The organism is Phyllobacterium pellucidum (assembly GCF_013327855.1).
Lineage (GTDB): Bacteria > Pseudomonadota > Alphaproteobacteria > Rhizobiales > Rhizobiaceae > Phyllobacterium > Phyllobacterium pellucidum.
Genome location: NZ_JABUMX010000001.1, coordinates 915,208 through 937,205 on the forward strand (window position 1 = coordinate 915,208; position 21,998 = coordinate 937,205).

Consider the following 21,998-nt stretch of genomic DNA (forward strand, 5'->3'; position numbering starts at 1 on the left):
CTGCGCCAGCCCAGTGCGAAGGAGGATCGCCGCCATGAATCTCGTAGACATGTTTCTAAAGGGACAAGGGGGCCAGAATATCGAGGCGCTATCCCGTCAGTTCAACCTGTCCCAACAGCAGACCGTCGCTGCCATCCAAGCGCTGATGCCGGCATTCTCGCAAGGCCTGCAGCGGAACGCCGCCGACCCGATGGGCTTCGGCGCTTTCATTCAGGCACTTTCCGCCGGCCAGCACACTAATTATTTCGACAATCCGCAGGCCGCCTTCAATTCGTCCGGCGTCGCCAATGGCAATAATATTCTTGGCCAACTATTTGGCTCAAAAGACTTGTCGCGCGCTGTCGCCGACCATGCGGCGCAGATGACAGGACTTGGCGCGGAAACGCTCAGGCAGATGCTGCCGGTCATCGCTTCGATGATGATGGGTGGACTTTATAATAAATCAACCGGCCAGTTCGCAGCCTCAGGGCTCGGGGGCGGCAACGTCATCGGCGATCTCATCGAGCAGATGATGCGGCAAGGTGGGACCGCCATGGGCGGAGGTCAGCCGGCCCCCAATCGCCAGAGCGCGCCCGACGCCTCGGCAAATCCCTGGGGCCAGATCCTGGAAGGCATGTTCGGCGGTGGTGCGGCCGGCCAGCAGGGGCAGGGACAATCGGCCAATCCGCTTGGAAACAATCCGCTCGGCCAGATATTCGAAGAGATGATGAAGGGTGGCCTCCCCGGTGCCGCCCAGCAGGCACCGACACCACGCAGCCGCGCGCCGCAAGACGATGGAAGCGAGGATACCGCACAGGGGCAAAATCCTTTTGGCGACAATCCGCTCGGCAAGATTTTCGAGGAGATGCTGGGCGGCGGTGCCCCGCGCGGCACGCCACCGCCGCAACCGCAGGCAAGGCAGCGGCAGGCGCAGTCGGATCCCGATGCGCCGCCGGCGCCGTCCGACAATCCACTGAAAGACATACTGGGTCAGATGTTCGACACCGGCCGCCAGGCGAACGACCAGTACCAGAAGGGACTTGAGTCGATATTCGACCAATATCTGCGCGGCATGGACCGCAACCGCTAAAAGAAAAAGCCCGGCCACGCTGCAGATGCGAGGTGGGCCGGGCAGTAGGCAGGCGAGGCGCCGGGAGGGGATTCCGGCGTGAATGGGCGCCTGCTAACCAGTCAGGTCCTCAGACGATGCTGCGGGCAGCGCGCACGCGGGTGCGCATGTCAGCCAACGCACCCAAGCGTTCGCTTGGATCATCGAGCAATGAGGTACCAATAGCCGAATGCAGATCAGCTCGGGTGACGCCGATGTCGTGCAGCATCTCGTCACTCCATTCGCCAAGGCTCAAAATCGTTTTACGATTGCGGCGAGCGACGAGCATACGGGTGACAAAGTTGGCCACTTGCGACGCAAATCCTGCGGTCGGGCGGGTGGAACCGGTTACTTCAGTCAATCTGGTCGTCGTCGTCATCGCCGTTACTCCTTTGGTGGCGCTGATCAAGAAAGTTAAACCGCGCAGGAACCATTCCCACGCATCACGCTTGGCCTATCGTTGCCAGCGCTTCCTGAACATCCTCAGAATGATCCATAAGAATTGATTATTCAAACGAATGTTTTTAATGTAAACGTTCAATAATAATGATGGATGAGCCGCCTGGGAGCACGACCATGAACGCACCGCTCGATCTTGACCAGTTGCAGACATTTACAGCAATCGCCGACCTTGGCAGCTTCACCAAAGCCGCCGACAAGGTGAACAAGACACAGTCCGCGGTCTCGATGCAGATGCGCCGCCTCGAAGAACGGGTCGCAAAGGCGCTGTTCGAACGGGATGGGCGCACGAACCGGCTGACCGAGGACGGCGAGCGCCTCCTCGCCTATGCGCGGCGCATGCTCCAGCTCAACAATGAAACCATCGCCGCTTTTGATGATACGCAGTTGCAGGGTCATATCCGCATTGGCACGCCCGACGACTATGCCGATCGCTTCCTGCCCGAAATCATGGCGCGCTTCTCGCGCTCCAACCCGCGGGTCGAACTGTCCGTCGTATGCGAGCCCACCGTCAATCTCGACGAGATGATACGCAAGGGCCAGCTCGACATTGCACTTGTCACCCAGTGCGACGAACAGCGGCGATCGGAAGTGGTGCGCAGTGAGCAATTACTTTGGGTAACGTCCGCGCATCACAATGTCCATGAGGAGCTTGTTTTGCCGCTCGCAGTCGGCCGGCCGACCTGCATCTGGCGTGCTGCCGCTATCGACGTTCTCGACCGGATGAACCACGACTACCGCATCCTCTTTACCAGCTGGTCGGCAACCGTGCTGGCGGCAGCCGTCCTTGCGGGCCTTGCCGTCTCCATCCTGCCGGAATGTGCCTTGCGTCCAGGCATGCGCGTCCTGACCGAGGCCGATGGTTTCGGCCGGTTGCCGGAGTTCGGCATCGGCATCATGCGCGGGCATACCAAGCCCTCGGCGATCGTAGATGCCCTGGCCCAGCATATCGTGGAGAGCCTCGACAACCTGTCGATGCCGACGCCGGTTACGTTGACCCAGGCTGCGGCTCCGATCCTTGCGAACCAGCGACTGCGCCAGGTGCGCGCCACGGAACTCGCGCCGGGCTGGTAAGTAGACGCTTACATTGCGCCTTGCCAGGCTTTTACCGCGTCCAGGGGATAAAGCAGCATCAAGACGTTAAGCGTGAGGTTGTCGCGGATTACCCAGGCAGCCAGAAGCTCGAAGAAGATCGCCAAAACCACGGTCAGCCAGATGGGCGCGCGGGCCGCAAAAAAGAAGCCGATGACCATGAACAGGATGTCGGATACGGAATTCAGGACACTGTCGCCGACGTAGCCGAGAGCAATCGTGGCCTCGCGGTAGCGATTGATGACCATGTCGGTGTTCTCGAATATCTCCCAGGACGCTTCGATCAGAATTGCGATCAAGAGCCGCGCCCCAATCGGCGTCCTACGGGCGACAAGCCAAAGCAGACCGTAGAACAGGAAGCCATGAATGATATGCGACAGCGTGTACCAATCGGCGATGTGCTGCGAATTGTCGGACGAGTTCGTCTCGCCCACCCACAGCTTAATTGTACCGCAGGTACAGATCGGATTGCGGCCCATCCACAAAAGGATCGCGGCAGCGGCAGCGATCATCAGCGCTCCGATTAGCAGATAATGGCGCAATTTCAGTCGCTTGGCGGTTAGGGAGGCTGTTGCTGACATGACGATTCCTTTTTTCCCAAGTTAAAGGCGATATCGCATCGGCTGACAATGGCGCAATCGATGGTTGGGCGAGACTTGACCTTGTTTCTGGCCCCGATAGTTATACGTCATGAGCGAAGTGCCCGAATCTGCCACCAATGCCGCCGAATATACCGTCTCCGAGATATCCGGCGCGCTCAAGCGCACCGTTGAAGATGCTTTCGGCCACGTGCGCGTGCGCGGGGAGATTTCCGGCTATCGCGGACCGCACTCGTCCGGCCATGCCTATTTTTCGCTGAAGGACGACAAGGCCCGTATCGAGGCGGTGATCTGGCGCAGTTCCATGAACCGCCTTCGCTTCCAGCCGGAAGAAGGCATGGAAGTCATTGCCACCGGTAAACTGACCACCTACCCGGGCTCATCCAAATACCAGATCGTCATCGAGCAGATGGAGCCAGCGGGTGCCGGCGCGCTGATGGCGCTTCTCGAAGAGCGCAAGCGCAGGCTCGGCGCAGAAGGCCTGTTCGATGCTTCGGCGAAGCGGGCCCTCCCCTTCATGCCGCGCATCATCGGCGTCGTCACTTCACCGACGGGCGCGGTCATTCGCGATATCATCCACCGGATCACCGACCGTTTCCCATTGCACGTCCTGGTCTGGCCGGTCCGCGTGCAGGGCGAGACCTCTGGCATGGAAGTTGCCAATGCGATCAATGGCTTCAACGGGTGGGACGGCGGTGCTCTGCCTCGCCCTGATGTGCTTATCGTCGCGCGTGGCGGCGGCAGCCTTGAAGACCTTTGGGGGTTCAACGATGAAGCCGTAGTGCGTGCGGTCGCGGCCTCGCGCATTCCGGTCATTTCGGCGGTCGGGCACGAAACCGACTGGACGCTGATCGACCTTGCCGCGGATGTGCGGGCGCCGACACCGACAGGCGCGGCGGAGATGGCCGTGCCGGTGAAGGCAGACCTTGCGGCGCACATCGCCATGATGGGTGCGCGGCTCGCCTCAAGCATGTCGCGCTATTTGAACCGCCGCCGCGAAACGCAGCGCGCCCTTTCGCGGGCGTTGCCGTCGGCGGATCAATTGCTGGCTTTGCCGCGACGGCATTTCGACGAGACCGCCGCGCGTCTTTCCCGCGCGCTGCAGGCGAACACCCAGGGGAAACGCGCTCATTTCGACGGGCGGGCCCGGCAATTGTCACCGCGCCTGCTCCAACACAGGTTGCGCGAAAAGCGGCGCGAGACCGGCATACTCGCTGTTCGTTTGCCGCGTGCACTCGATGTCTTCGTGCGCGATCTTCGGGCGCTCTATCACCGACGGACTGGCCGACTATCGATCGAAGCGACCGGGCGCCGGACGGAGCGCGGACGCCAGCATCTGCAGCAACTGGACCGGCGGCTTGGTCAATCGATCGATCTTCGGCTCGACCGCGCCAAACGGAAAAGTTTTGAACTCGAACGGCTGATGCGCACGCTATCGCATGCAAGCGTGCTGGAACGCGGCTTTGCGATTGTGCTCGACCCCTCAGGTGCTCCGATAAAGCGGGCACTGGACATTGCCGATGGCGATGACGTCACGCTACGTTTTCAGGACGGCGACGTGCAGGCCGTCGCCACGGAGGCAAGCGAGCGCCCGGCCAAGCCAAAACCCGAACGGCCTGCCCCTGCCCCGGCCAAGAAGCCGCCGGTGCCAAGCGGCTCGCAGGGCTCGCTTTTCTGACTATTCCCGCGTCCAGTCAGGACTATTGAGTTCGATCAGTGATTGTGACCAATCGTCAATAAATTGCTGGCGCTGGGCGCGATCCTGCACCGCAAGCAGTGCCGGGCCGATGCGGATCGGCTGGGCGATGCCGGACTCCTTCATATTCTGCGGCCCGTCGACATCGGGCGGCAGCCCACCGGTTTCCGTAAAATAGAAGGCGTTGCTGCGCGCGATTGCCTGTCCCCGTTCGGAAAGCAAGAAATCAAGAAATTGTGCGCCAAGTTCGGCTTGTTTGGCGGCTTTCGGGATGAGCGCGCCACGGCTGAGAACCAGCGTATAATCGCGCGGCACGACGATGCGCAGTTGCGGATGGCGCAGGGCCGCCTCATAGGCATAGGACCCCAGCATGTTGTAGCCGATATAGAGATTGCCCTTGGCGACTTCCTCGATGATTTCACCGGTGCAGCAACGCGCCACCGCCGCTGCACGCGCCATGCTCTCGAGCAGCCGGCCAAAAACGGTTGTCGTCTGGCGCGCATCGTTGAAAGCAAGAAGATAGCCGATACCCGACAACCGAATATCATAGGTGCCGACGCGCCCGCGATAGTAGTCGAGCCGTTCGCGCAAAAGGTCCGCGAGTTCGACGTGGGTGCGCGGCACTTCGTTGGCTGGTACCAACCGGTTGTTGTAGACGAAAACAGCCGGTTCATAGGTAAAGCCGAAAACCTCGTCGCGCCAATTGGCCCATTCGGCAACCCGTGCCGTTTCTGGTGACCGGTGAGCCGTCGCGCAGCCGTCATTGGCAAGCTTGACCAATTGATCCACCGAGGAAGACAGGAGTAGATCGCCAAGCGGCTCGCCCTTGCGGCAGGCCTCGCTCGCAAGCGAATTCAGCTCATTGGTCAGGTATTCGATATAGTTGATGGTGATGCCCGGCGACGATTTCTGGAAATCCTCGATCAATGGTTTCATCGCCACGAGATCGGTGGTCGAATAGATCGTCAAACGGCCTGTCTCAACACCGCTCGCCGGAAACACCGTCTTGTCGTCGTCCGCAGCTTTCGCGAGCGAGACGCTGAAGGCGACGACGAGGCTTGCGAGGATTATCCGGATCATGATGTACCACCCTTCAAAAGCGGAAGCGCAAGTATCACCGTAAATCCCCTTTCGTCGCGCGCGCGGAAGCTCAATGTACCGCCGTGGGCCTTGGCAACTTCCAGTGCTATGGCAAAGCCGAGCCCCGAACTTCCTTCGTGTGACTTGGACGTAGCAAAGCGCTGCGTGGCCCTTTCCCAGCCTTCCGGGGGAATGCCCGGCCCGTCATCCTCGACCTCGACGAAAGCCTCGGCATCGTTTGCGCGAACGCGCACTTCCAGACGGTGTTTGGCCCCGTGCCGCAAGGCGTTGTCGATGACATTGACGATCGCTTCGCGCAGGCTCACCGCGTCGCCAAGGACAAATGGACGCTCGTCGGGGGCTTCGAAGGAGATGACGATATCCGGATCGACGGTGATCGGGATGGCGGCGCGATAAGCGCGCCGCGCCACATCAACCAGACTGATCGGCTCAAGTTGCACAGAATCCGCCCGGTGGATGACCATGGCGTGGCTCAGCAATTGATTGGTAAGGCGTGCCAGTTCCCCCGCGCGCTCCTGCACGCGTTCGTAGTGCTGACGCCCGGCCTTGTCGAGTTTGTCGCCGCCAAGGAGGTCGATCTGCGCCGAAAGCGCTGTCAGCGGGGTGCGGATCTGATGTGCGGCATCAGCGATGAAGCGCTGCAAGAGATCGACACGCTCATTAAGACGACCCATGAAGTGATTGATCGACCCGACGAAAGGATCAAGTTCACGCGGAACATCGACCGTAACGGGTGTCAAATCATGCGGATCGCGCCGCCGCACCGCCGTGCCGAGATGTTCGACGGGCTGCAGCGCATAACGAATTGCCAGCATCGCGCCGACGAAGGCGAGGAGGCTCATGACGAGCACGAGAATGGTCGCGCGGAGCGTCAATTCCCGAGTCAGCGCCGAGCGGGCCTCGTTTGTCTGCGCAACAATGACAAAAGCCTCGCCTGACACAGCGGGGTCCGCAAGGACGCGCTTGGCACTGGCAATGCGGACGGGCTCGCCCTTGTAGAACCCCTCTTCCGCGTTCGATACGTCTTCGATGCGATCGAGCGGAACCGGGCTTTCGAGGTCGTCATAACCGGTCAGCGTCTCACCATGCGTATTGATGACGCGGTAGAAAATCCGGTCGCGTTCGGCAAGGCCGAGAAGCTCGAAGGCCGAGGTCGGCAGGCGCACCGTCAATATTCCGTCCTCGACAGCAAGACTCTCGGACATCTGAAGTGCGGCGCCGACGAGGAGGCGGTCGTAGGCCTTGTTGGCGGCCGTTTCGGCATAGTACCAGGCCGCAGTCACGAGCAAGGCCGCGCCGATGCCGAGAACGACGGAAATACGGCGGGCAAGTCGGGCAAAAAGCGACGGTTCACGGCGCATCGTCGGAAACCAGTTGGTAGCCGAGGCCGCGCACAGTCACGATGCGCGCCTTTGCGCCTTCGAGCTTCTTGCGCAACCGGCCGATATAGAGCTCGATTGCATTGGCATTGGCAGCTTCATCGAACCCGAAAATCTGATCAAGCAACTCATCCTTGCTGAAAACGCGGCCAGGACGCGCCACGAGCACTTCCAGCAAGGTCAATTCGCGGCGTTTAAGCTGAACTTCGCGCTTGCCGACATGGACGGAGCGCGCGGCCCGATCGACGGCGATATCGCCGCATTTGATGAGATTGGTCGCTTCCCCGCCGGTGCGCCTGCGCATAAGCACACGAGCTCGCGCTTCGAGTTCGCGAAAATCGAAAGGCTTCACCAGATAGTCGTCGGCGCCGAGATCAAGTGCACCGACGCGGTCGTCGATCTCGGAGCGGGCGGTCAGGACAAGGACCGGCACCGCATTGCCGGACTTGCGGATATGCTTGAGAATCTCGAAGCCGTTCATACCGGGTAGCATCACGTCGAGGATGACCAGCGCATAGTCGGTGAAGTCGATGATCTCTGCTGCGTCGCGCCCATTGGTTTCCCAATCGACGGCATGGCCGGTCGCCTCAAAACGCTTGCAGATGGCTTCCCCCACATCGCGCGTGTCTTCTACGAGCAATATACGCATGGCGCTTTCATTGGCACGAAACACGAGTGCCAGCAAACATTATGACGAAGCGGTGAACTGTCCCATCGGTGTAGCCCGATAGAGCAACATGCATTCCCGAAATTGCGGTCCATAATGAAGGGGCTCGGATGCTGCTTCTGATGGAGGTCTTGAGGGACAGGCTTTCACCGGATCATCCGTCAACTGGAGGGGATCATGGGAAAGACATCCGACGAACATTCACGTCAATCACATCTGTCGCGCCGCGTATTGATCATCGCCGGCGCAATCCTCGCATGTACCTATGCCATCGAGATCACTGCCGCTAAAGGCGGTGGCGGTGGCGGAGGTGGTGGTGGGGGCGGCGGCGGAGGCGGCGGCGGCGGCAAAGGCGGCGGCGGTGGCTCTGGAGGCGGAAAAGGCGGCAGCGGCGGAAACAGTGGCAAGGGACGTGGCCACGACGGCGACCCATGCACGACCGGCCAAGGTAGCACGCCCTCCGGTTCGTGCTGACTGCAGGCATGAAGCGTCACACGCTCGCAGGTTTTGACAATTAGGTTTGCCACGTGTTTCCGGCGAAGGGTCCGAAGATTTGGACAAACTGAACGAGAAAATACTGGAAGTCATCGCGGCAACAGCCCCGCTTGTGTTGGCCTACTTCGCGGGCATCGCTTATTTATCGGCCTACCTCGCAAAATTTTCGATCTCGGTGCACGAGGTCGATCTGCCGATTCCAATCGTGCTTTCTTATTCCTTCAACGTGTTTTCCAATCCGGTTTTTCTCCTTGCATCGATTGGACTGGCGATTGCGGCGCTGCTCGCACTAAGTGATGCCAAACTAAAGTCCGTAGTCGCCACGCGAAGCGGTCTCGCAGTCATAATGATCATCGGGGTTTTCGTGGCGGGATTGCTGATCAACAAGATCGCCCAGGTTGCGGCGGATCAGCGTAGCGAGAAGGTCTTGAGCGGCGACACCGCCTGGGTAAGCTTCAAGGCGCCCTTCTCCAAATATGAATTTGAAATGTCAGCAAGTACCGCGCTTCGTTTTGAGCGATGCAAAACGGGGCTGCTGCACATCCTTACGACTGACAAATACACCTATGCGGTATGCCGGGCGACGCCCACGGAGGGCTTGCTTCTGGTCCAATCGAACGACGGGACTGGTCTTTTGCCATTAAGGGAGTTCAAGCTATGAAGACCGTGCTCCTTGCGATCTCGACATTCGCCTTCCTTGGTACGAGCGCCTTGGCGCAGGACAACATTACGGGCAAGGATTGGGAGACATTTTTCTCCACCTATAAAGCCGGGACCTTTGCTGCCATAGGAAAACGTAAGTTCGGTGTTCACACCGAGGGCAACCTCGAACGCGGCTACTACTTCGAAACCAGCGCGACCACCGTGCAATTTTTCATCTGCCCGTCCGGACCGTCAATACCGTTGGAGGTCACCAAGATTGCTCCCGAACCCACGGACGAATGTTCCGTTCCGGGCCGGCCAATCCCGCCCATATCGATCGGCCTCGCGGCCAAGTGGACATACGATGCCGACAAATCCGGATTCATCGTAACCAGCGCCAACCAGCCATCGGTCCTTACGTTTCCTTGCAAGGACACCTCGTCCAAAATGCTGGCTGCTGTCAAACTGGCTCAATCCAAGGATTACGGCGTCGTTGCCGACGCCAATGATGACTATTCCAAGCTTGTCGCAAAATACCTGAACTTCGATTTGAAGAACTTGGCGGCGGATGAAACCGGGGCCGCTCCTTCAGAAACCGACTGCGCGCAAGCCGGTGATTTCTGGACTTATCCAATCGGAGAAACGGTTCAGAACGCGCAACGCAAGACCCTGGCGGTCACTAAGATCGAACCGACTTTTGGCGGCAAGTGAGACAGATTTTTCAGCAACGATAGTTTTAGAGGGGGAATGGTACGGTCGGGTGGGCTCGAACCACCGACCTCAGGAGCCACAATCCTGCGCTCTAACCAACTGAGCTACGACCGCGTACCGTCATGATTTTTGACAGGCGTCACATACGGAGGATTGACGCTTTTTGCAAGCGCTCGATGCAACAAAGGCAAAAACTCACAGAAAAAAGAAAAGGCCGGAGTTTAATCCGGCCTTTTCCATCAATGCGAGACCCCGAGGGAGGGAGGGACCGGGTCTCGCGTCTCCGATGGCTGGGAGGAGGAGTGCCAACGGAGCTTTTTGATTGTCAGTAGCCTGTTAGGCGACCTTGACGTCCTTGAAGGCCTTCTCGACAGCCGACTTGACCGGCGCTGCGATTTCTTCAGCGGCCTTGGTGGCGACAGCCTGGAATTCCTTGGCCTGGCCGGTAAAGGCTTCTGCCTGCTTGCGAACGAATGCGCTCTGCAGTTCGATCACTTCACCAAAGGACTTCACGCCGATCAGCGCTTCGATATGAGCGAAGCTGGCTTCGGTGTTGGCGCGCAGGGCAGCCAGTGCCTTCAGCGAAAGAGCAGCAGTGTTCGACTGTGCGGTTTCGAAAGTGGATTCGAGGGTCTTCTGAGCAGCTTCGGCCTGATCCTTGATCTTGGCATAAGCTTCCTTGGACTGGGCAACGCCCTTCTCGGTGAATTCGCGAACCTGGTCGGTTACAGCGGTGGCATCGAAAGCAGGGATCGAGAACGCATCAGCAGTCTGTTTGGTGGTCTTGCTCATTACAGTGGATCCTTCCTTGTGCAGATGGTTCTTCCGTCTGCATCTGATTTGATGACCCCGATATAATCCATTTTTTTGTGCGTTGCAACATTTCTTTTGCAGCGCACAATTAAATGCCTGTTTTCTCAATCGAAATTATTATGTGGATGGCTGCCCGGCCCGGCCCGAAGTTAACTAAACCAAGAGAAAGGCATGTAAGATAAGGGGCTGCGAGTGGACGGGCGGCGGCCGCACCATTATTAACAAAGTATTAAGACGGCCGCATGAATGCGATCGTTCGCTCTGGGAGTAGCTGGTCGGCACATGGCGTTTGGTACCTATCCTTTCATCGACATTGCAGTTCTCGACGATATTCGCGAGCACTTTGCCAATGGTGATGCGCTGGTGGTCGTCGCGCCTGACCTCGGCTCGATCATTTGGGCGAACGGTCCCGGGGCTGCGATGCTGGGATATGGCTCCATCGACGACATCCTCGGCAGCGATCAGGTTTTTGATGTGCGCGCACGGCGCCAGTTGATGGCGCTCGAAGGTTTTCCGGCGATCGGCCATGGCCGTATCGTTTCCCTGCGCGTCGCGCATGGTCTCGCCAGCCGCATCCTCACCTTTCAGGCAAGCGACATCGCCCTGCCGCGCGGGGAACGCGCCATTTTGTTGACTATCAACGATGGCGATCGCAAGGGTTCGGATCAACAGGCTGCTGCCCGGGCGATCCAGGGCTTCGGCGACCAGGCGACCCACGCCGCCATACTCGACGCCGCCGGTAAGGTCATGGCCGCCTCGGAGCATTTCGTGAGGCTTGGCCTCGGTGATCGCGTACTCGGCGATCTGGTGCGTGATGTGCGCCACGAACGCAATCGTCTCGTGAAGCGCCCCGTCAAGACCGCGAGCGGTGTCGTTGCGACCGGAATTGCACGGCTGACGGACAGCCCTGCCCTGCACCTGCTTTTTGCCATCGAGGCGGAGACTGCTTCGATCGATGAGGAAAAACCTGGCGGGCAACGCCAACCCGTGGAGCAAAAGTCGCTGCCGCTGATCGAGGCTGGCCCAGTTGCAGCAACAAAGCCGGCCGGGCCTGCGCCCGATCAGCCGCAGACAGACGCTTCCAGTGCCGCACGCGATGAGGATCCAGTCGAGTCCGACAAGGCGGAACACTTCCGCCATGCGCCTTCCGACGCGCCAGTGCGTTTCGTGTGGAAGGTCGACGCCGATGCGCGCTTCAATGAAATCTCGCCCGAACTCGCAAGGGCCGTCGGCCCTGCCTCTGCCGCCATCGTCGGTCGGTCGTTCCGCGAAGTTGCCTCCGCCTACGCCTTTGCCGAGAGCGAGGAGATAGCGTCCTTGCTCGAACGCCGCGACACCTGGTCCGGCCGTACCGTATTCTGGCCGATCGAGGGAACGGACCTGCGCGCGCCGATCGAGCTCGCGGCACTTCCGATCTATTCGCGCGATCGAACCTTCATGGGGTTTCGCGGGTTTGGCGTCGCCCGGATGAGCGAAACCGAAGCGGACCCGAAAGCAACGGGCCTTGCGCTCGGCAATCGCGCCGGTCCGGCGGAAAAGCAAGCCGTCGAGGTCTCTCCCTCTGAGGATTTTGGCCCCGAGACTCCCGTGCTCGATATTGCGCCGACCGCAGGCGATAATGTCATATCCTTGAATACGCAGCGCCCGCCCCGCAATGAGGGCCGCCTCAACGATGCGGAACGCAATGCATTCCGTGAGATCGCCGAGCGGCTGCGCCGCGAGGTACTGGCTGAATCGCCCCGGCCGAAGGACGAAACCCACGAACCAGCCGCTCCAGTCGATGTGACGCCTCGACAGGCCGAATCCTTCGCCGCTGCCGATATGGTGCCCGACGCCGAACTCGTCGGACCGGGATTTGCCGTCTCGTCGCGCGGAGATGATGCCGTCGAGGTTGCGGGGCATGGCGGTACATTTGCCGGGCGGATCAGCGAACAGGCCCGCAAGGGTGTCGATACCTCCATCCTGGCAGCCCTGCCCCTGCCGGTGCTTATCCACCGCAACGGGCAAATCCTCTATGCCAATCCGGCGCTTCTCGATGCGTTGGCCTACGGGACGCTGGAGGCGATCAACGACGCCGGCGGCCTTGGCGCACTCTTTGCCGATGTGCCTCAGGAAGCTGACGATGGCGACGAGGCGGGTACATCCCTACACCGCAGCGACGGTACGATCTTGCGCGTTGCGGCGCACCTTCAGGCCGTGCGCTGGGACGACGACGGCGAGCGCGCACTGCTCCTTGCGCTCTCGCCGCAGCCGGCCGCTGCGCCGGGCGTCATCGGCGAGGAAGAGCGGCTCGAACTTCAGACCCGCATAGATGAACTCGATGCCATTCTCGACACTGCCACCGATGGCGTGGTCCTGCTCGACGCGGCGGGTTCGATTCGCTCGATCAACCATTCGGCGGCAGCGCTTTTCGGCTATGAGCCGGAGGATGTGTCGGGAAAACCCTTCTCGCTGCTCTTTGCGATCGAGAGCCAGCGCGCCGCCATGGATTATCTGAACAGCCTCTCGGAGAACGGCGTCGCGAGCCTCCTCAATGACGGCCGCGAGGTTATCGGCCGCGAAAGCCAGGGCCGGTTCATTCCGCTGTTCATGACCATCGGCAAGCTCGATGTCTCGAAGGGCTATTGCGCGGTGCTGCGTGACATCACCCATTGGAAGCGGGCAGAAGAAGAGCTTGTTAGCGCCAGACGCGAAGCCGAGCGCACGTCGAGCCAGAAGAGCGAGTTCCTTGCCCGCATCAGCCATGAAATCCGCACGCCGCTCAACGCGATCATTGGCTTTTCAGAGCTGATGGCCGACGAAAAATTCGGGCCCATCGGCAGCGAGCGCTACCGCGATTACCTGAAGGATATTAGCCGGTCGGGCAACCATGTGCTCTCGCTTGTCAATGATCTCCTCGATATTTCCAAGATCGAGGCCGGGGCTGTCGAGATGGACTTCGAGGCCGTGTCGCTCAACGATGCGCTGACCGAAGCCGTCGCCATCATGCAGCCCCAGGCAAACCGCGAGCGCGTCATCATCCGCTCGAGCCTGACGTCGCGCCTTCCTGATATCGTGGCTGACCATCGGTCCATCACGCAGATCGCACTCAACCTCTTGTCGAACGCCGTCCGTTTTACCGGACCCGGGGGACAAGTCATCGTTTCGACGAGCTACGAGGCCAGCGGGGACGTACTGCTGCGGGTTCGCGACACTGGCATCGGCATGACGCGGCAGGAGGTCGAGCAGGCGCTGCGGCCATACAAGCAGATTACCACGCCGCGCCATGCACGCACCGACGGTACCGGGCTCGGCCTGCCATTGACCAAGGCCATGGCCGAAGCAAACCGCGCCAATTTCAGCATCGAGTCGACGCCTGGGCGCGGCACGATGGTCGAGATCACCTTCCCCTCGACACGCGTGCTCGCCGAATAGCGCTGGGCCGGCTTTGTCGGCCTTTTGGGGAACGAAGCGTACGGCAGGTGACTGTTTGATTCTTAACCTCTCCGCGGTCAACGCGGGCGACGCCCCAGGATCCACTCTTGTGATGCTGCTGCCTCGTTGGCTCAGCCACGATTATGGATCCTCGGGACAAGGCCCGAGGATGACGGCGGTGGGAGGGATGGCGGCGGCCGTGAGGAGCGGGATGGCGCGCTCAACGTCGCGTAACGCACGCAATTATTACAATATGCAACAATTTGACGCGGAAATGCCTGTACCGGCTTGAATTGCCATGCATGATCGCTAAACCGTCGTTAAGCATAAAGTTTTGCGCGGCCAACACACGCAAAGGCAAATTCGGAAACGCTCATGTCCTGGTACAGGCCAAGGAACCTTCTCGCAACGGTTGTGGTGATGGCTCTCGTTGCCGGCGGCGTTCTCGTTGCCCTGCCCTATCTGGTGAGCACGGAGCTGATCCGGGCGCGCCTCATCCAGGAAATCAGCAACTGGACCGGCTACAGCGTCGAGTCCCGCCAGTCGCCGCAAATCGCGTTCTTCCCGGTCTTCAGCGCCTCGCTCGGCGATATCACCATACGCAATCCATGGCAGCGTGGCGGCGCCGCCTTCATGGAGGCCGAGCGTATCGAAGTCGACCTGTCGCTGCTTTCGGCATTGATGGGGAATATCGAATTCACCGAAACCAAAATCGTACGGCCGCGCTTTGTCATCGATGAGCCGATAAAGAGCCTTTCCGAAATTGGCGAAGCGCTGGCTAAGAGCGATGGGCGCATCGGCGATGTCGTGCGCGAGGCGCGTTCCGCCGTTGAGGCGAACCCGTCCAAGCCGGACATGAGCACGGTCTCGTCCCAGCCGTTCGGCCGTGTGCGTCTCGAAGATGCAAGGGTTACCTTCAAGCGGCCGATCAATGGCGTCGAGGAAGAGATATCGAGCATCAGTGGCGTATTCGACTGGCCCCAGACATCCGGCGTTGCAAGCTTCCGGGGTACGGCCATCTGGCACGACGAGGAAACCGAGATCGACAGTTCCGCTACCAAGGCCCTGTTGCTTTTGGCCGGGGGCACCAGCCCGCTGCAGATGAACCTCAGTTCGACACCGTTGACGCTCTCCTTCAACGGATCGGCCAACATATCCAAGGATCAGTTCTTCGAGGGCACCCTGTCACTGACCTCGCCTTCGCTGCGCCGAACGCTCGAATGGTCGAGAATGGTCTCGATCCCGGGCGCGCCGGTTGGCAGTTTCGCGCTCGATGCGTCCGTCTCGGGTTCCGCGTCGCGCATGAAGCTCGACGGCCTGACGGCGACGCTGAACGACAATCCGGCCAAGGGTGTCATCGAGGTTGTGCTTGACGATGGTACGCCGAGTGTCACAGGGACGCTTGCGTTCGAGACTCTCGACCTGCGCTCCGTCTTTTCCGGTTTCATGCCTCTACCGGACAGCCCGGAAAATTCCAACGCCGTGATCGACACGGCCTTTCTTAAAAAACTCAATCTCGATCTGCGCCTCTCCACGCAGAAGGCGACGCTTGGATCGGTCAACCTCGCCAAGGTGGCCGCAACTGCGCAAATTCGCAACGGCCGGGCAATATTCGACATTGGCGAGGCATCTGCCTTTGACGGTTCGGTGGCGGCAAGCTTCCAGCTTGCCGATGAAGGCGATGGCGCTACGCTCGGCGAACTGCGCCTCAATGGGACCGACGTCAACAGCGCTTCCATCGCCTCGCTGCTCAGCCTTGGCGATCGCTTCGAACTCGGCAAAGGGACGATTTCGCTGGTGCTCAAGGGTCCGATTTCGCGTTGGTCATCGGCGCTCGCCAACGCCAAGGGAACATTGAGCATGCGCTTTGGCGCTGGCCAAATTCGCAGCCTCGACTTCAACAGTCTGCTCGGCAAGGCAAAGACCGACCGCTTTTTCAGCCTCAACGAACAAACCAATGCCTGGCTGGCATTTGACCGGCTCGAGATCAAGGCCAACATCATGGATGGGGTCGCCGCCATCGACACAGCCCAGATACAGAACAAATCCGGCACCTTGAACTTTGCCGGGATCGTCACGCTCGCCGGCAAGAGCCTCGCGCTGACCGGCGACTACGCCGCGCCAATACCCGCGCCGAAGGCAGCGGAAGGAACCGAGCAGCCAACGCCGGCGGAGCCCGCCGTCAACCATACGCGGTTCTTCATCGGTGGATCGTGGGACAATCCCTTTATTTCGCCGATCATCTCGCCGCAGAACTGACTGGATATTGAGTAATGCGCATCATCGGTATGGACCATGTTCAATTGGCAATGCCGGTCAACGGCGAAGCGGCTGCGCGCGCTTTTTATGATGGGCTCCTTGGCCTGCGTGAGGTCGCAAAGCCCGCACAGCTCATCTCGCGTGGCGGGTGCTGGTTCCAAGCCGGAACGGTCAAGGTCCATCTCGGTGTAGACCCAAACTTCATCCCGGCAGGCAAGGCCCATCCGGCCTTCGTGGTCGATGATCTGGCATTGCTGCAGCAGAAACTGGAAGCCGCCGGCATTACCCTTAGCGATGAAGCGCCGCTGGATGGGATCGAACGTCGCTTCGTCCATGACCCATTCGGGAATCGCATCGAGCTAATGCAGTATCGATAAAGCTATGGCTTGAACGTTCTAGTTTCTGGCTGCCGCCTGCTCATCGCGCGCCCGCTGCACTTCGCGCTGCTTGTTGGCAATCGACGCGATGATGACGCCGACGGTCACAATGGCGATGAGGATGGTGCAGGCCGCGTTGATCTCGGGCGTCACACCGAGGCGAACCTGCGAATAGATGCGCATCGGCAGCGTCGTTGCGCCCGGCCCCGATGTGAAGCTCGATATGACGAGATCATCGAGCGACAGGGTGAATGCCAGCATCCAGCCGGACACGACGGCAGGCAGGATGACCGGCAGCGTCACCTTGAAGAAGGTCGTTACCGGTGTCGCCCCAAGGTCCATCGCGGCTTCCTCGAGCGAGCGGTCGAAAGTCACAAGGCGCGACTGCACGACCACCGCCACGAAGCACATGGAAAAGGTGATGTGGGCAAGCGTGATCGTCCAGATACCGCGATCCATGCCAACGGCGACGAAGAGCAAAAGCATGGAAAGGCCTGTGATGACTTCAGGCATGACCAGCGGCGCATAGATCATTGCGGAAAACAGCAGGCGTCCGCGAAACCGCGTGTACCGGGTCATTGCGAGAGCGCCGAGCGTCCCGAGAATCGTGGCGACGGTCGCCGAAAACAGACCGACGCGGATCGTCACCCATGCTGCGTCAATGAAGCTCTGGTTGTGAAAAAGCGAGACGTACCATTTGACAGAAAAGCCGGCCCAGACCGTGACGAGGCGCGATTCATTGAAGGAGTAAATGACCAGGAGGACGATAGGCAAATAGAGGAAAGCGAAGCCGACGACCAACGAAGCGATGTTGAAGCGAGACCAGGTCGTGTTCATTTCATGTGCCTCATTTCTCGCTTTCCTGGGCTCGCGCCTCGGCGCGCTGGAAGAGCACGATCGGAACGACGAGCAGCAGCAGCAATATGACCGCGACGGCTGAAGAGACAGGCCAGTCGCGGTTCGAGAAGAACTCGTTCCACAGCGTCTTGCCGATCATTAGCGTCTGCGAACCGCCGAGAAGGTCGGGAATGACGAACTCGCCCACGGCTGGAATGAAGACCAGGAAGCATCCGGCAATGACGCCGGGAAGCGATAGCGGGAAGGTGATCTTCCAGAAGGCGGCAATCGGCGGGCAGCCAAGATCTTCGGCCGCTTCAACCAGCGAATAGTCCATCTTCTCCAGCGCCGAGTAGATCGGCAGGACGAGGAACGGCAGGTAGGAATAGACGATGCCGATGAAGACGGCGGTGTTGGTGTTGAGAATGTTCAGCGGCGTGTCGATGACATGCGCCCACATCAGGAACTGGTTGAGCAGGCCCTCGGGCTTGAGAATGCCGATCCAGGCATAGACGCGGATGAGGAAGCTCGTCCAGAACGGCAGGATGACCAGCATCAGCAGCGTCGGCCTTACCGTGGCAGGCGCGCGCGCCATGCCGTAGGCGATGGGGTAGCCGACGAGCAGTGTGAGGACGGTCGAAACGCCGGCGATGAAGAGGCTGGAGAGATACGCCCTATAGTAGAGCGGATCCTGCGTCAGCCAGATATAATTATCCCAAGAGAACTTCGAAACGCTGTCCTTGAATGCTGTCCAGCCGGCGGAAAGGTCGAATACCGGCGAATAAGGCGGAATCGCCATCGCAACTTCCGACAGGGAAATCTTGAAGACGATGAAGAACGGAACAAGGAAGAAAACCAGCAGCCAGATATATGGGACGACAATGACGAGCCGGCTCGCGATCGACGATATCAGTCTTTGCATGACATCGCCCCTTCTCACGCAGTGAGCACGATACCCGCATCGGTATCGAAATTGATCCACACCTTGTCATCGTACCCGAACGGGTCTTCGACCGTCCGCATCGCATTGAGGCTTGCCGCCTTGATGATGCGCCCGCTGTCGAGCTTCACGTGGAAAACCGTCATGTCGCCGAAATAGGCGATATCCCACATTTCGCCGTAGGCAGAGTTGAACGTGGCGTCGGCAGGCTGCTTACGGCTTATACGGATTTTCTCCGGCCGGATCGCAAATCCAACCGGCTGCCCAACCGAGCAAGTCTTGGTCGCATCGGTGCGAATGAGCATGTTATCGGGCGCGACGGCAATTTCGATCTTTCCGTTCGCCACGTTCTCGGTCATGCCTTCGAACATGTTCACATTGCCGATAAAATCCGCGACGAATTTCGAGTTCGGCGCCTCGTATACCTCGGCGGGCGTCGCCACCTGCATGACCTTGCCCTTGTCCATGACCGCAATGCGGTCGGCCATGGTCATCGCCTCTTCCTGATCGTGCGTGACGACCACGAATGTCAGGCCGAGCTTCATCTGCAGGTCCATCAGTTCGAACTGGGTTTCTTCGCGCAGCTTCTTGTCAAGCGCGCCGAGCGGCTCGTCGAGCAACAGGACTTTCGGGCGCTTGGCGACGGCACGCGCGAGGGCGACGCGCTGGCGCTGGCCACCCGATAGTTGGTGCGGCTTGCGCTTGACGAACCGTTCGAGTTTGACGAGCTTGATCATCTCCGCGACGCGCGTGTCGATATCGGCCTTGTTCATGCCGTCCTGCTTCAGGCCGAAGGCGATGTTCGCTTCCACCGTCATATGCGGGAAAAGCGCGTAGGACTGGAACATCATGTTGACGGGCCGCTTGTAGGGTGGGATGCCGCGCATATCCTGGCCGTCAAGAAGAATGCGGCCGGCGGTCGGCTCCTCGAATCCGGCGAGCATGCGCAGCAAGGTAGATTTGCCGCAACCGGAAGCCCCAAGAAGGGCGAAAAATTCCCGGTTGTAGATATTGAGCGACAGGTCATCGACCGCGGTGAAATCGGCAAACTTCTTCGTGACGTTCTCGATAGCGATGAAAGGCTTGGCCTCTGGATCGTTCCAAGGTGCGAATTTACGGCGAAAGCTTCCCAGTGATTTCATGTCCTGCCCCGGTCTCTATTCATAACGTGAAAAACCCCGGCAGGGATGCCGGGGTTTTTTGGAGTTACTGGCCTGTGACCACTTTCGTCCACAGGCGCGTGACGATCCGCTGGGTCTTGGTGTCGTAGGGTGTGACAGTGAAGAGTTTCTTCAAGGTCGCCTCGTCCGGGTAGACCTCCGGATTTTCGAACACGGCCTTGTCCATCAGCGCCTGAGAAGCCTTGTTGCCATTGGCATAGGAAACGTAGTTGGAGGCCTTGGCGGCGACTTCGGGCTTGAGCATGTAGTTGATGAATTCGTGAGCCTCAGCGACGTGCGGCGCATCGGCCGGGACCGCCATCAGGTCGAACCACATCTGCGCACCCTGCGACGGGATCGTATAGGCAACGTTTACGCCGGCCTTGGCCTCATCAGCGCGGGTCTTCGCCTGCAGGATGTCGCCGGAATAACCCAGCGCAAGGCAGATATCGCCATTGGCGAGCGCATTGATATATTCCGAAGAGTGGAACTTGCGCACATATGGACGAATGGTTTCAAGCAGGGCGCCGGCCTTTGCAAGTTCATCCGGGTCCTTGCTGTCGGGATTGAGCCCGAGATAGTTGAGAGCGGAAGGCATGACATCGGAAGCAGAGTCGAGGATGTGAATGCCGCAATCCTTGAACTTGGCCGCAAGTTCAGGTTTGAACAGGACGTCCCAGCTCGGTTTCTCATCGGAGCCGAGGATTTCCTTCATCTTGTCGGCATTGTAGCCGATGCCGGTCGTGCCCCACATATAGTCGACCGAGTATTCGTTGCCGGGATCATAGGTGGAGATGCGCTGGGTGATCTCGTCCCAGGTGTTGGAAAGGTTCGGCAGTTTCGACTTGTCGAGCTTCTGGAAGACGCCAGCTGCTATCTGGCGCTGCAGGAAGTTGGCGGTCGGCACCACGACGTCGTAGCCAGTTCCACCGGCGAGGAGCTTCGTTTCAAGAATCTCGTTGGAGTCGAACGTGTCATAGACGACCTTGATCCCAGTCTCCTTGGTGAATTCCTCAAGGATCGTGGGATCGATATAGTCCGACCAGTTATAGACGTTGACGACGCGGTCCGCGGCCAATGCCGAACTCGCAAGGCCGAGCGCGAGTGTCGCCGTCAACAGTACAGTTTTCATTCCCATTTAGGTCTCCATGCTGCCGGCACGCCATTCCCGCGGCGCGCCGTGTTCCCTTGCTGGACCTACCTTTTTAGATTGCAACTGCTTCGTCAACCGTGTTGCGAAGACTTCGCTGCTTAATTTTGCGCGAGCGTGATTTTTGTGCACGCGCCGGGCGACAGCACGACGCGTCAGGCCGTCCGAAGATGGCGCTGGCGGCGGTATTCCCAGCCGAGATGTAGGAGCAGCGCCACGAGAATAATCGTGCCGCCGATGATGGTGCGCGGCGACGGCACTTCATTATGGAGGAGCCAGACCCACACCGGACCAAGGACCGGTTCGAGCGTTCCGATCAGCGCGGCCAGCGCCGACGGGATGAGGCGCGCACCGCTGACGAAGAGTGCGAGCCCGAGGCCAAGATTGATGGCGCCGAGCGCGAAAAGCAGTCCGAAATCGTGGGCGCTGACACGAAACTCGCCTGCCATGGTCGAAGCGACACTTGCAGCGATGACGACGCCGAGAAAAACGGCGGGCGTCATGCGCAGGTGCGCCTTACGACGGGTGATCACTGTCGCAGTGGCGAAGGATATGGCGATCAGCAACGCCAGCATGTCGCCGATGGGCGAAACTTCACCGTCCAGCGAATCCGATACCATGATCGCCACCCCGGCAATGACGGTGCCGATGGCGATCCAGGTCGCAACACTCACGCGTTCGCGAAACAGCACCCAGGAGATCAGCGCGGCGAACAGAGGCACGCCAGCTTGCAGCAGGAGCACATTGGCAACCGTCGTATAGGAGAGCGCGATGATGAAGCACGACGAGGCAATGGCAAAGCATATGGCGACGCCCACCCCGGCCAAACCCATGTGCCGGAAAAGCCGCAACGTGCCGCGCGGACCGTCGCGCACCAGCATGAAGCACAGGAGAAACAGCGCCGCAAATACCGATCGCCAGAAAACGACTGTCCAATTGTCGGACACATCGAGGAACCGCGCAAACGCGCCGCCCGTGCTCCAGGCGATCGCCGAGCCTGCAACGAGCAAACAGCCGATCGCGGTCTCCGCCGAACTCTTGACGGGATCGGGCCCAACGACGGGAGGCATAGGAATTGCAGTGGCGCTCATGCGCGGAGAATGCCTAAGCTTTGCGCGCG

20 protein-coding genes and 1 tRNA gene are annotated in these 21,998 nt (G+C 59.8%); 9 read left to right on the top strand and 12 right to left on the bottom strand.

The genetic code is table 11. From position 1 onward, the window contains the following. Nucleotides 1–34 precede the first annotated feature (34 nt). On the top strand, nucleotides 35–1,069 hold the full coding sequence (locus tag HQ945_RS04470; RefSeq protein ID WP_113281862.1) for a DUF937 domain-containing protein: 1,035 nt from the start codon (nucleotides 35–37) through the stop codon (nucleotides 1,067–1,069). Between the two features lie 109 nt (nucleotides 1,070–1,178). Here the strand turns inward: HQ945_RS04470 and HQ945_RS04475 are convergent, their stop codons facing one another. Then, on the bottom strand, nucleotides 1,179–1,466 hold the full coding sequence (locus HQ945_RS04475; protein WP_051614531.1) for a DUF1127 domain-containing protein: 288 nt from the start codon (nucleotides 1,464–1,466) through the stop codon (nucleotides 1,179–1,181). 197 nt (nucleotides 1,467–1,663) lie between these two features. Between HQ945_RS04475 and HQ945_RS04480 the strand changes: the two genes are divergently transcribed. Further along, nucleotides 1,664–2,620: a LysR substrate-binding domain-containing protein gene (locus HQ945_RS04480; protein WP_027230241.1), complete on the top strand. Its 957-nt coding sequence runs from the start codon at nucleotides 1,664–1,666 to the stop codon at nucleotides 2,618–2,620. Between the two features lie 8 nt (nucleotides 2,621–2,628). Here the strand turns inward: HQ945_RS04480 and HQ945_RS04485 are convergent, their stop codons facing one another. After that, nucleotides 2,629–3,219, bottom strand: coding sequence for a DUF2585 domain-containing protein (locus HQ945_RS04485; RefSeq protein ID WP_113281863.1), 591 nt, complete (start codon nucleotides 3,217–3,219; stop codon nucleotides 2,629–2,631). 109 nt (nucleotides 3,220–3,328) lie between these two features. Between HQ945_RS04485 and xseA the strand changes: the two genes are divergently transcribed. Then, nucleotides 3,329–4,915 (top strand): exodeoxyribonuclease VII large subunit, encoded by a 1,587-nt coding sequence (gene xseA, locus HQ945_RS04490; RefSeq protein WP_174207690.1) that lies wholly within the window; start codon nucleotides 3,329–3,331, stop codon nucleotides 4,913–4,915. On the opposite strand, the gene HQ945_RS04495 is transcribed toward xseA, so the two are convergent. Genes HQ945_RS04495 through HQ945_RS04505 form a run of 3 tightly spaced genes read right to left on the bottom strand, consistent with a single transcriptional unit; the run spans nucleotide 4,916 to nucleotide 8,062 of the window. Further along, a complete protein-coding gene (locus HQ945_RS04495; RefSeq protein ID WP_091919664.1) occupies nucleotides 4,916–6,013 on the bottom strand; it encodes an ABC transporter substrate-binding protein in 1,098 nt (365 codons plus the stop codon). After that, entirely contained in the window at nucleotides 6,010–7,395 is a 1,386-nt protein-coding gene (locus HQ945_RS04500) for a sensor histidine kinase (protein WP_027230245.1), read from the bottom strand. The genes HQ945_RS04495 and HQ945_RS04500 overlap by 4 nt, the downstream gene beginning before the upstream one ends. Continuing rightward, a complete protein-coding gene (locus tag HQ945_RS04505; protein ID WP_027230246.1) occupies nucleotides 7,385–8,062 on the bottom strand; it encodes a response regulator transcription factor in 678 nt (225 codons plus the stop codon). The genes HQ945_RS04500 and HQ945_RS04505 overlap by 11 nt, the downstream gene beginning before the upstream one ends. Before the next feature lie 195 nt (nucleotides 8,063–8,257). Between HQ945_RS04505 and HQ945_RS04510 the strand changes: the two genes are divergently transcribed. From HQ945_RS04510 to HQ945_RS04520, 3 genes are all read left to right on the top strand, one after another. Next, the gene (locus HQ945_RS04510; protein ID WP_174207508.1) at nucleotides 8,258–8,554 is read left to right on the top strand and encodes a hypothetical protein; all 297 of its coding nucleotides are present in this window, start codon (nucleotides 8,258–8,260) and stop codon (nucleotides 8,552–8,554) included. A 79-nt stretch (nucleotides 8,555–8,633) separates the two neighbouring features. Then, nucleotides 8,634–9,236 carry a hypothetical protein gene (locus HQ945_RS04515; protein ID WP_174207691.1) on the top strand — a complete coding sequence of 201 codons (603 nt, stop codon included), beginning with the start codon at nucleotides 8,634–8,636 and terminating at the stop codon, nucleotides 9,234–9,236. Further along, complete coding sequence (locus HQ945_RS04520; RefSeq protein WP_113279832.1) at nucleotides 9,233–9,928, top strand: hypothetical protein; 696 nt, start codon at nucleotides 9,233–9,235, stop codon at nucleotides 9,926–9,928. Before HQ945_RS04515 ends, HQ945_RS04520 begins: the two co-directional genes overlap by 4 nt. Nucleotides 9,929–9,965: 37 nt before the next feature. Here HQ945_RS04520 and HQ945_RS04525 read toward each other — a convergent pair. Together HQ945_RS04525 and HQ945_RS04530 are read right to left on the bottom strand one after the other, a co-directional pair. Next, nucleotides 9,966–10,042: transfer RNA gene (locus HQ945_RS04525), tRNA-His, on the bottom strand. Nucleotides 10,043–10,264: 222 nt separating this feature from the next. Further along, complete coding sequence (locus tag HQ945_RS04530) at nucleotides 10,265–10,720, bottom strand: phasin (protein ID WP_027230249.1); 456 nt, start codon at nucleotides 10,718–10,720, stop codon at nucleotides 10,265–10,267. 303 nt (nucleotides 10,721–11,023) lie between these two features. Between HQ945_RS04530 and HQ945_RS04535 the strand changes: the two genes are divergently transcribed. The 3 genes from HQ945_RS04535 to HQ945_RS04545 all read left to right on the top strand — a co-directional run bounded on the left by HQ945_RS04535 (nucleotide 11,024) and on the right by HQ945_RS04545 (nucleotide 16,791). After that, a complete protein-coding gene (locus HQ945_RS04535; RefSeq protein ID WP_113279831.1) occupies nucleotides 11,024–14,155 on the top strand; it encodes a PAS domain-containing sensor histidine kinase in 3,132 nt (1,043 codons plus the stop codon). Between the two features lie 375 nt (nucleotides 14,156–14,530). Then, a complete protein-coding gene (locus HQ945_RS04540; protein ID WP_113279830.1) occupies nucleotides 14,531–16,414 on the top strand; it encodes an AsmA family protein in 1,884 nt (627 codons plus the stop codon). Between the two features lie 14 nt (nucleotides 16,415–16,428). Next, the gene (locus HQ945_RS04545) at nucleotides 16,429–16,791 is read left to right on the top strand and encodes a VOC family protein (protein ID WP_113279829.1); all 363 of its coding nucleotides are present in this window, start codon (nucleotides 16,429–16,431) and stop codon (nucleotides 16,789–16,791) included. Nucleotides 16,792–16,809: 18 nt separating this feature from the next. On the opposite strand, the gene HQ945_RS04550 is transcribed toward HQ945_RS04545, so the two are convergent. The 5 genes from HQ945_RS04550 to HQ945_RS04570 all read right to left on the bottom strand — a co-directional run bounded on the left by HQ945_RS04550 (nucleotide 16,810) and on the right by HQ945_RS04570 (nucleotide 21,948). Further along, nucleotides 16,810–17,628, bottom strand: a complete 819-nt coding sequence (locus HQ945_RS04550; RefSeq protein WP_027230253.1) for an ABC transporter permease — start codon at nucleotides 17,626–17,628, stop codon at nucleotides 16,810–16,812. A 10-nt stretch (nucleotides 17,629–17,638) separates the two neighbouring features. Next, complete coding sequence (locus tag HQ945_RS04555; RefSeq protein WP_091919682.1) at nucleotides 17,639–18,550, bottom strand: ABC transporter permease subunit; 912 nt, start codon at nucleotides 18,548–18,550, stop codon at nucleotides 17,639–17,641. 14 nt (nucleotides 18,551–18,564) lie between these two features. Further along, nucleotides 18,565–19,710 (bottom strand): ABC transporter ATP-binding protein, encoded by a 1,146-nt coding sequence (locus HQ945_RS04560; RefSeq protein ID WP_027230255.1) that lies wholly within the window; start codon nucleotides 19,708–19,710, stop codon nucleotides 18,565–18,567. Nucleotides 19,711–19,774: 64 nt separating this feature from the next. Continuing rightward, the gene (locus HQ945_RS04565) at nucleotides 19,775–20,866 is read right to left on the bottom strand and encodes a polyamine ABC transporter substrate-binding protein (protein ID WP_172982619.1); all 1,092 of its coding nucleotides are present in this window, start codon (nucleotides 20,864–20,866) and stop codon (nucleotides 19,775–19,777) included. Nucleotides 20,867–21,033: 167 nt separating this feature from the next. Beyond that, nucleotides 21,034–21,948: a DMT family transporter gene (locus HQ945_RS04570; RefSeq protein ID WP_027230257.1), complete on the bottom strand. Its 915-nt coding sequence runs from the start codon at nucleotides 21,946–21,948 to the stop codon at nucleotides 21,034–21,036. Nucleotides 21,949–21,998 lie beyond the last annotated feature (50 nt).

Bases quoted from the DNA above. Each gene is read 5' to 3' on its own strand.
- HQ945_RS04470 (WP_113281862.1), top strand. From the start codon at position 35: ATGAATCTCGTAGACATGTTTCTAAAGGGACAAGGGGGCCAGAATATC.
- HQ945_RS04475 (WP_051614531.1), bottom strand. From the start codon at position 1,466: ATGACGACGACGACCAGATTGACTGAAGTAACCGGTTCCACCCGCCCG.
- HQ945_RS04480 (WP_027230241.1), top strand. From the start codon at position 1,664: ATGAACGCACCGCTCGATCTTGACCAGTTGCAGACATTTACAGCAATC.
- HQ945_RS04485 (WP_113281863.1), bottom strand. From the start codon at position 3,219: ATGTCAGCAACAGCCTCCCTAACCGCCAAGCGACTGAAATTGCGCCAT.
- xseA (WP_174207690.1), top strand. From the start codon at position 3,329: ATGAGCGAAGTGCCCGAATCTGCCACCAATGCCGCCGAATATACCGTC.
- HQ945_RS04495 (WP_091919664.1), bottom strand. From the start codon at position 6,013: ATGATCCGGATAATCCTCGCAAGCCTCGTCGTCGCCTTCAGCGTCTCG.
- HQ945_RS04500 (WP_027230245.1), bottom strand. From the start codon at position 7,395: ATGCGCCGTGAACCGTCGCTTTTTGCCCGACTTGCCCGCCGTATTTCC.
- HQ945_RS04505 (WP_027230246.1), bottom strand. From the start codon at position 8,062: ATGCGTATATTGCTCGTAGAAGACACGCGCGATGTGGGGGAAGCCATC.
- HQ945_RS04510 (WP_174207508.1), top strand. From the start codon at position 8,258: ATGGGAAAGACATCCGACGAACATTCACGTCAATCACATCTGTCGCGC.
- HQ945_RS04520 (WP_113279832.1), top strand. From the start codon at position 9,233: ATGAAGACCGTGCTCCTTGCGATCTCGACATTCGCCTTCCTTGGTACG.
- HQ945_RS04530 (WP_027230249.1), bottom strand. From the start codon at position 10,720: ATGAGCAAGACCACCAAACAGACTGCTGATGCGTTCTCGATCCCTGCT.
- HQ945_RS04535 (WP_113279831.1), top strand. From the start codon at position 11,024: ATGGCGTTTGGTACCTATCCTTTCATCGACATTGCAGTTCTCGACGAT.
- HQ945_RS04540 (WP_113279830.1), top strand. From the start codon at position 14,531: ATGTCCTGGTACAGGCCAAGGAACCTTCTCGCAACGGTTGTGGTGATG.
- HQ945_RS04545 (WP_113279829.1), top strand. From the start codon at position 16,429: ATGCGCATCATCGGTATGGACCATGTTCAATTGGCAATGCCGGTCAAC.
- HQ945_RS04550 (WP_027230253.1), bottom strand. From the start codon at position 17,628: ATGAACACGACCTGGTCTCGCTTCAACATCGCTTCGTTGGTCGTCGGC.
- HQ945_RS04555 (WP_091919682.1), bottom strand. From the start codon at position 18,550: ATGCAAAGACTGATATCGTCGATCGCGAGCCGGCTCGTCATTGTCGTC.
- HQ945_RS04560 (WP_027230255.1), bottom strand. From the start codon at position 19,710: ATGAAATCACTGGGAAGCTTTCGCCGTAAATTCGCACCTTGGAACGAT.
- HQ945_RS04565 (WP_172982619.1), bottom strand. From the start codon at position 20,866: ATGGGAATGAAAACTGTACTGTTGACGGCGACACTCGCGCTCGGCCTT.
- HQ945_RS04570 (WP_027230257.1), bottom strand. From the start codon at position 21,948: ATGCCTCCCGTCGTTGGGCCCGATCCCGTCAAGAGTTCGGCGGAGACC.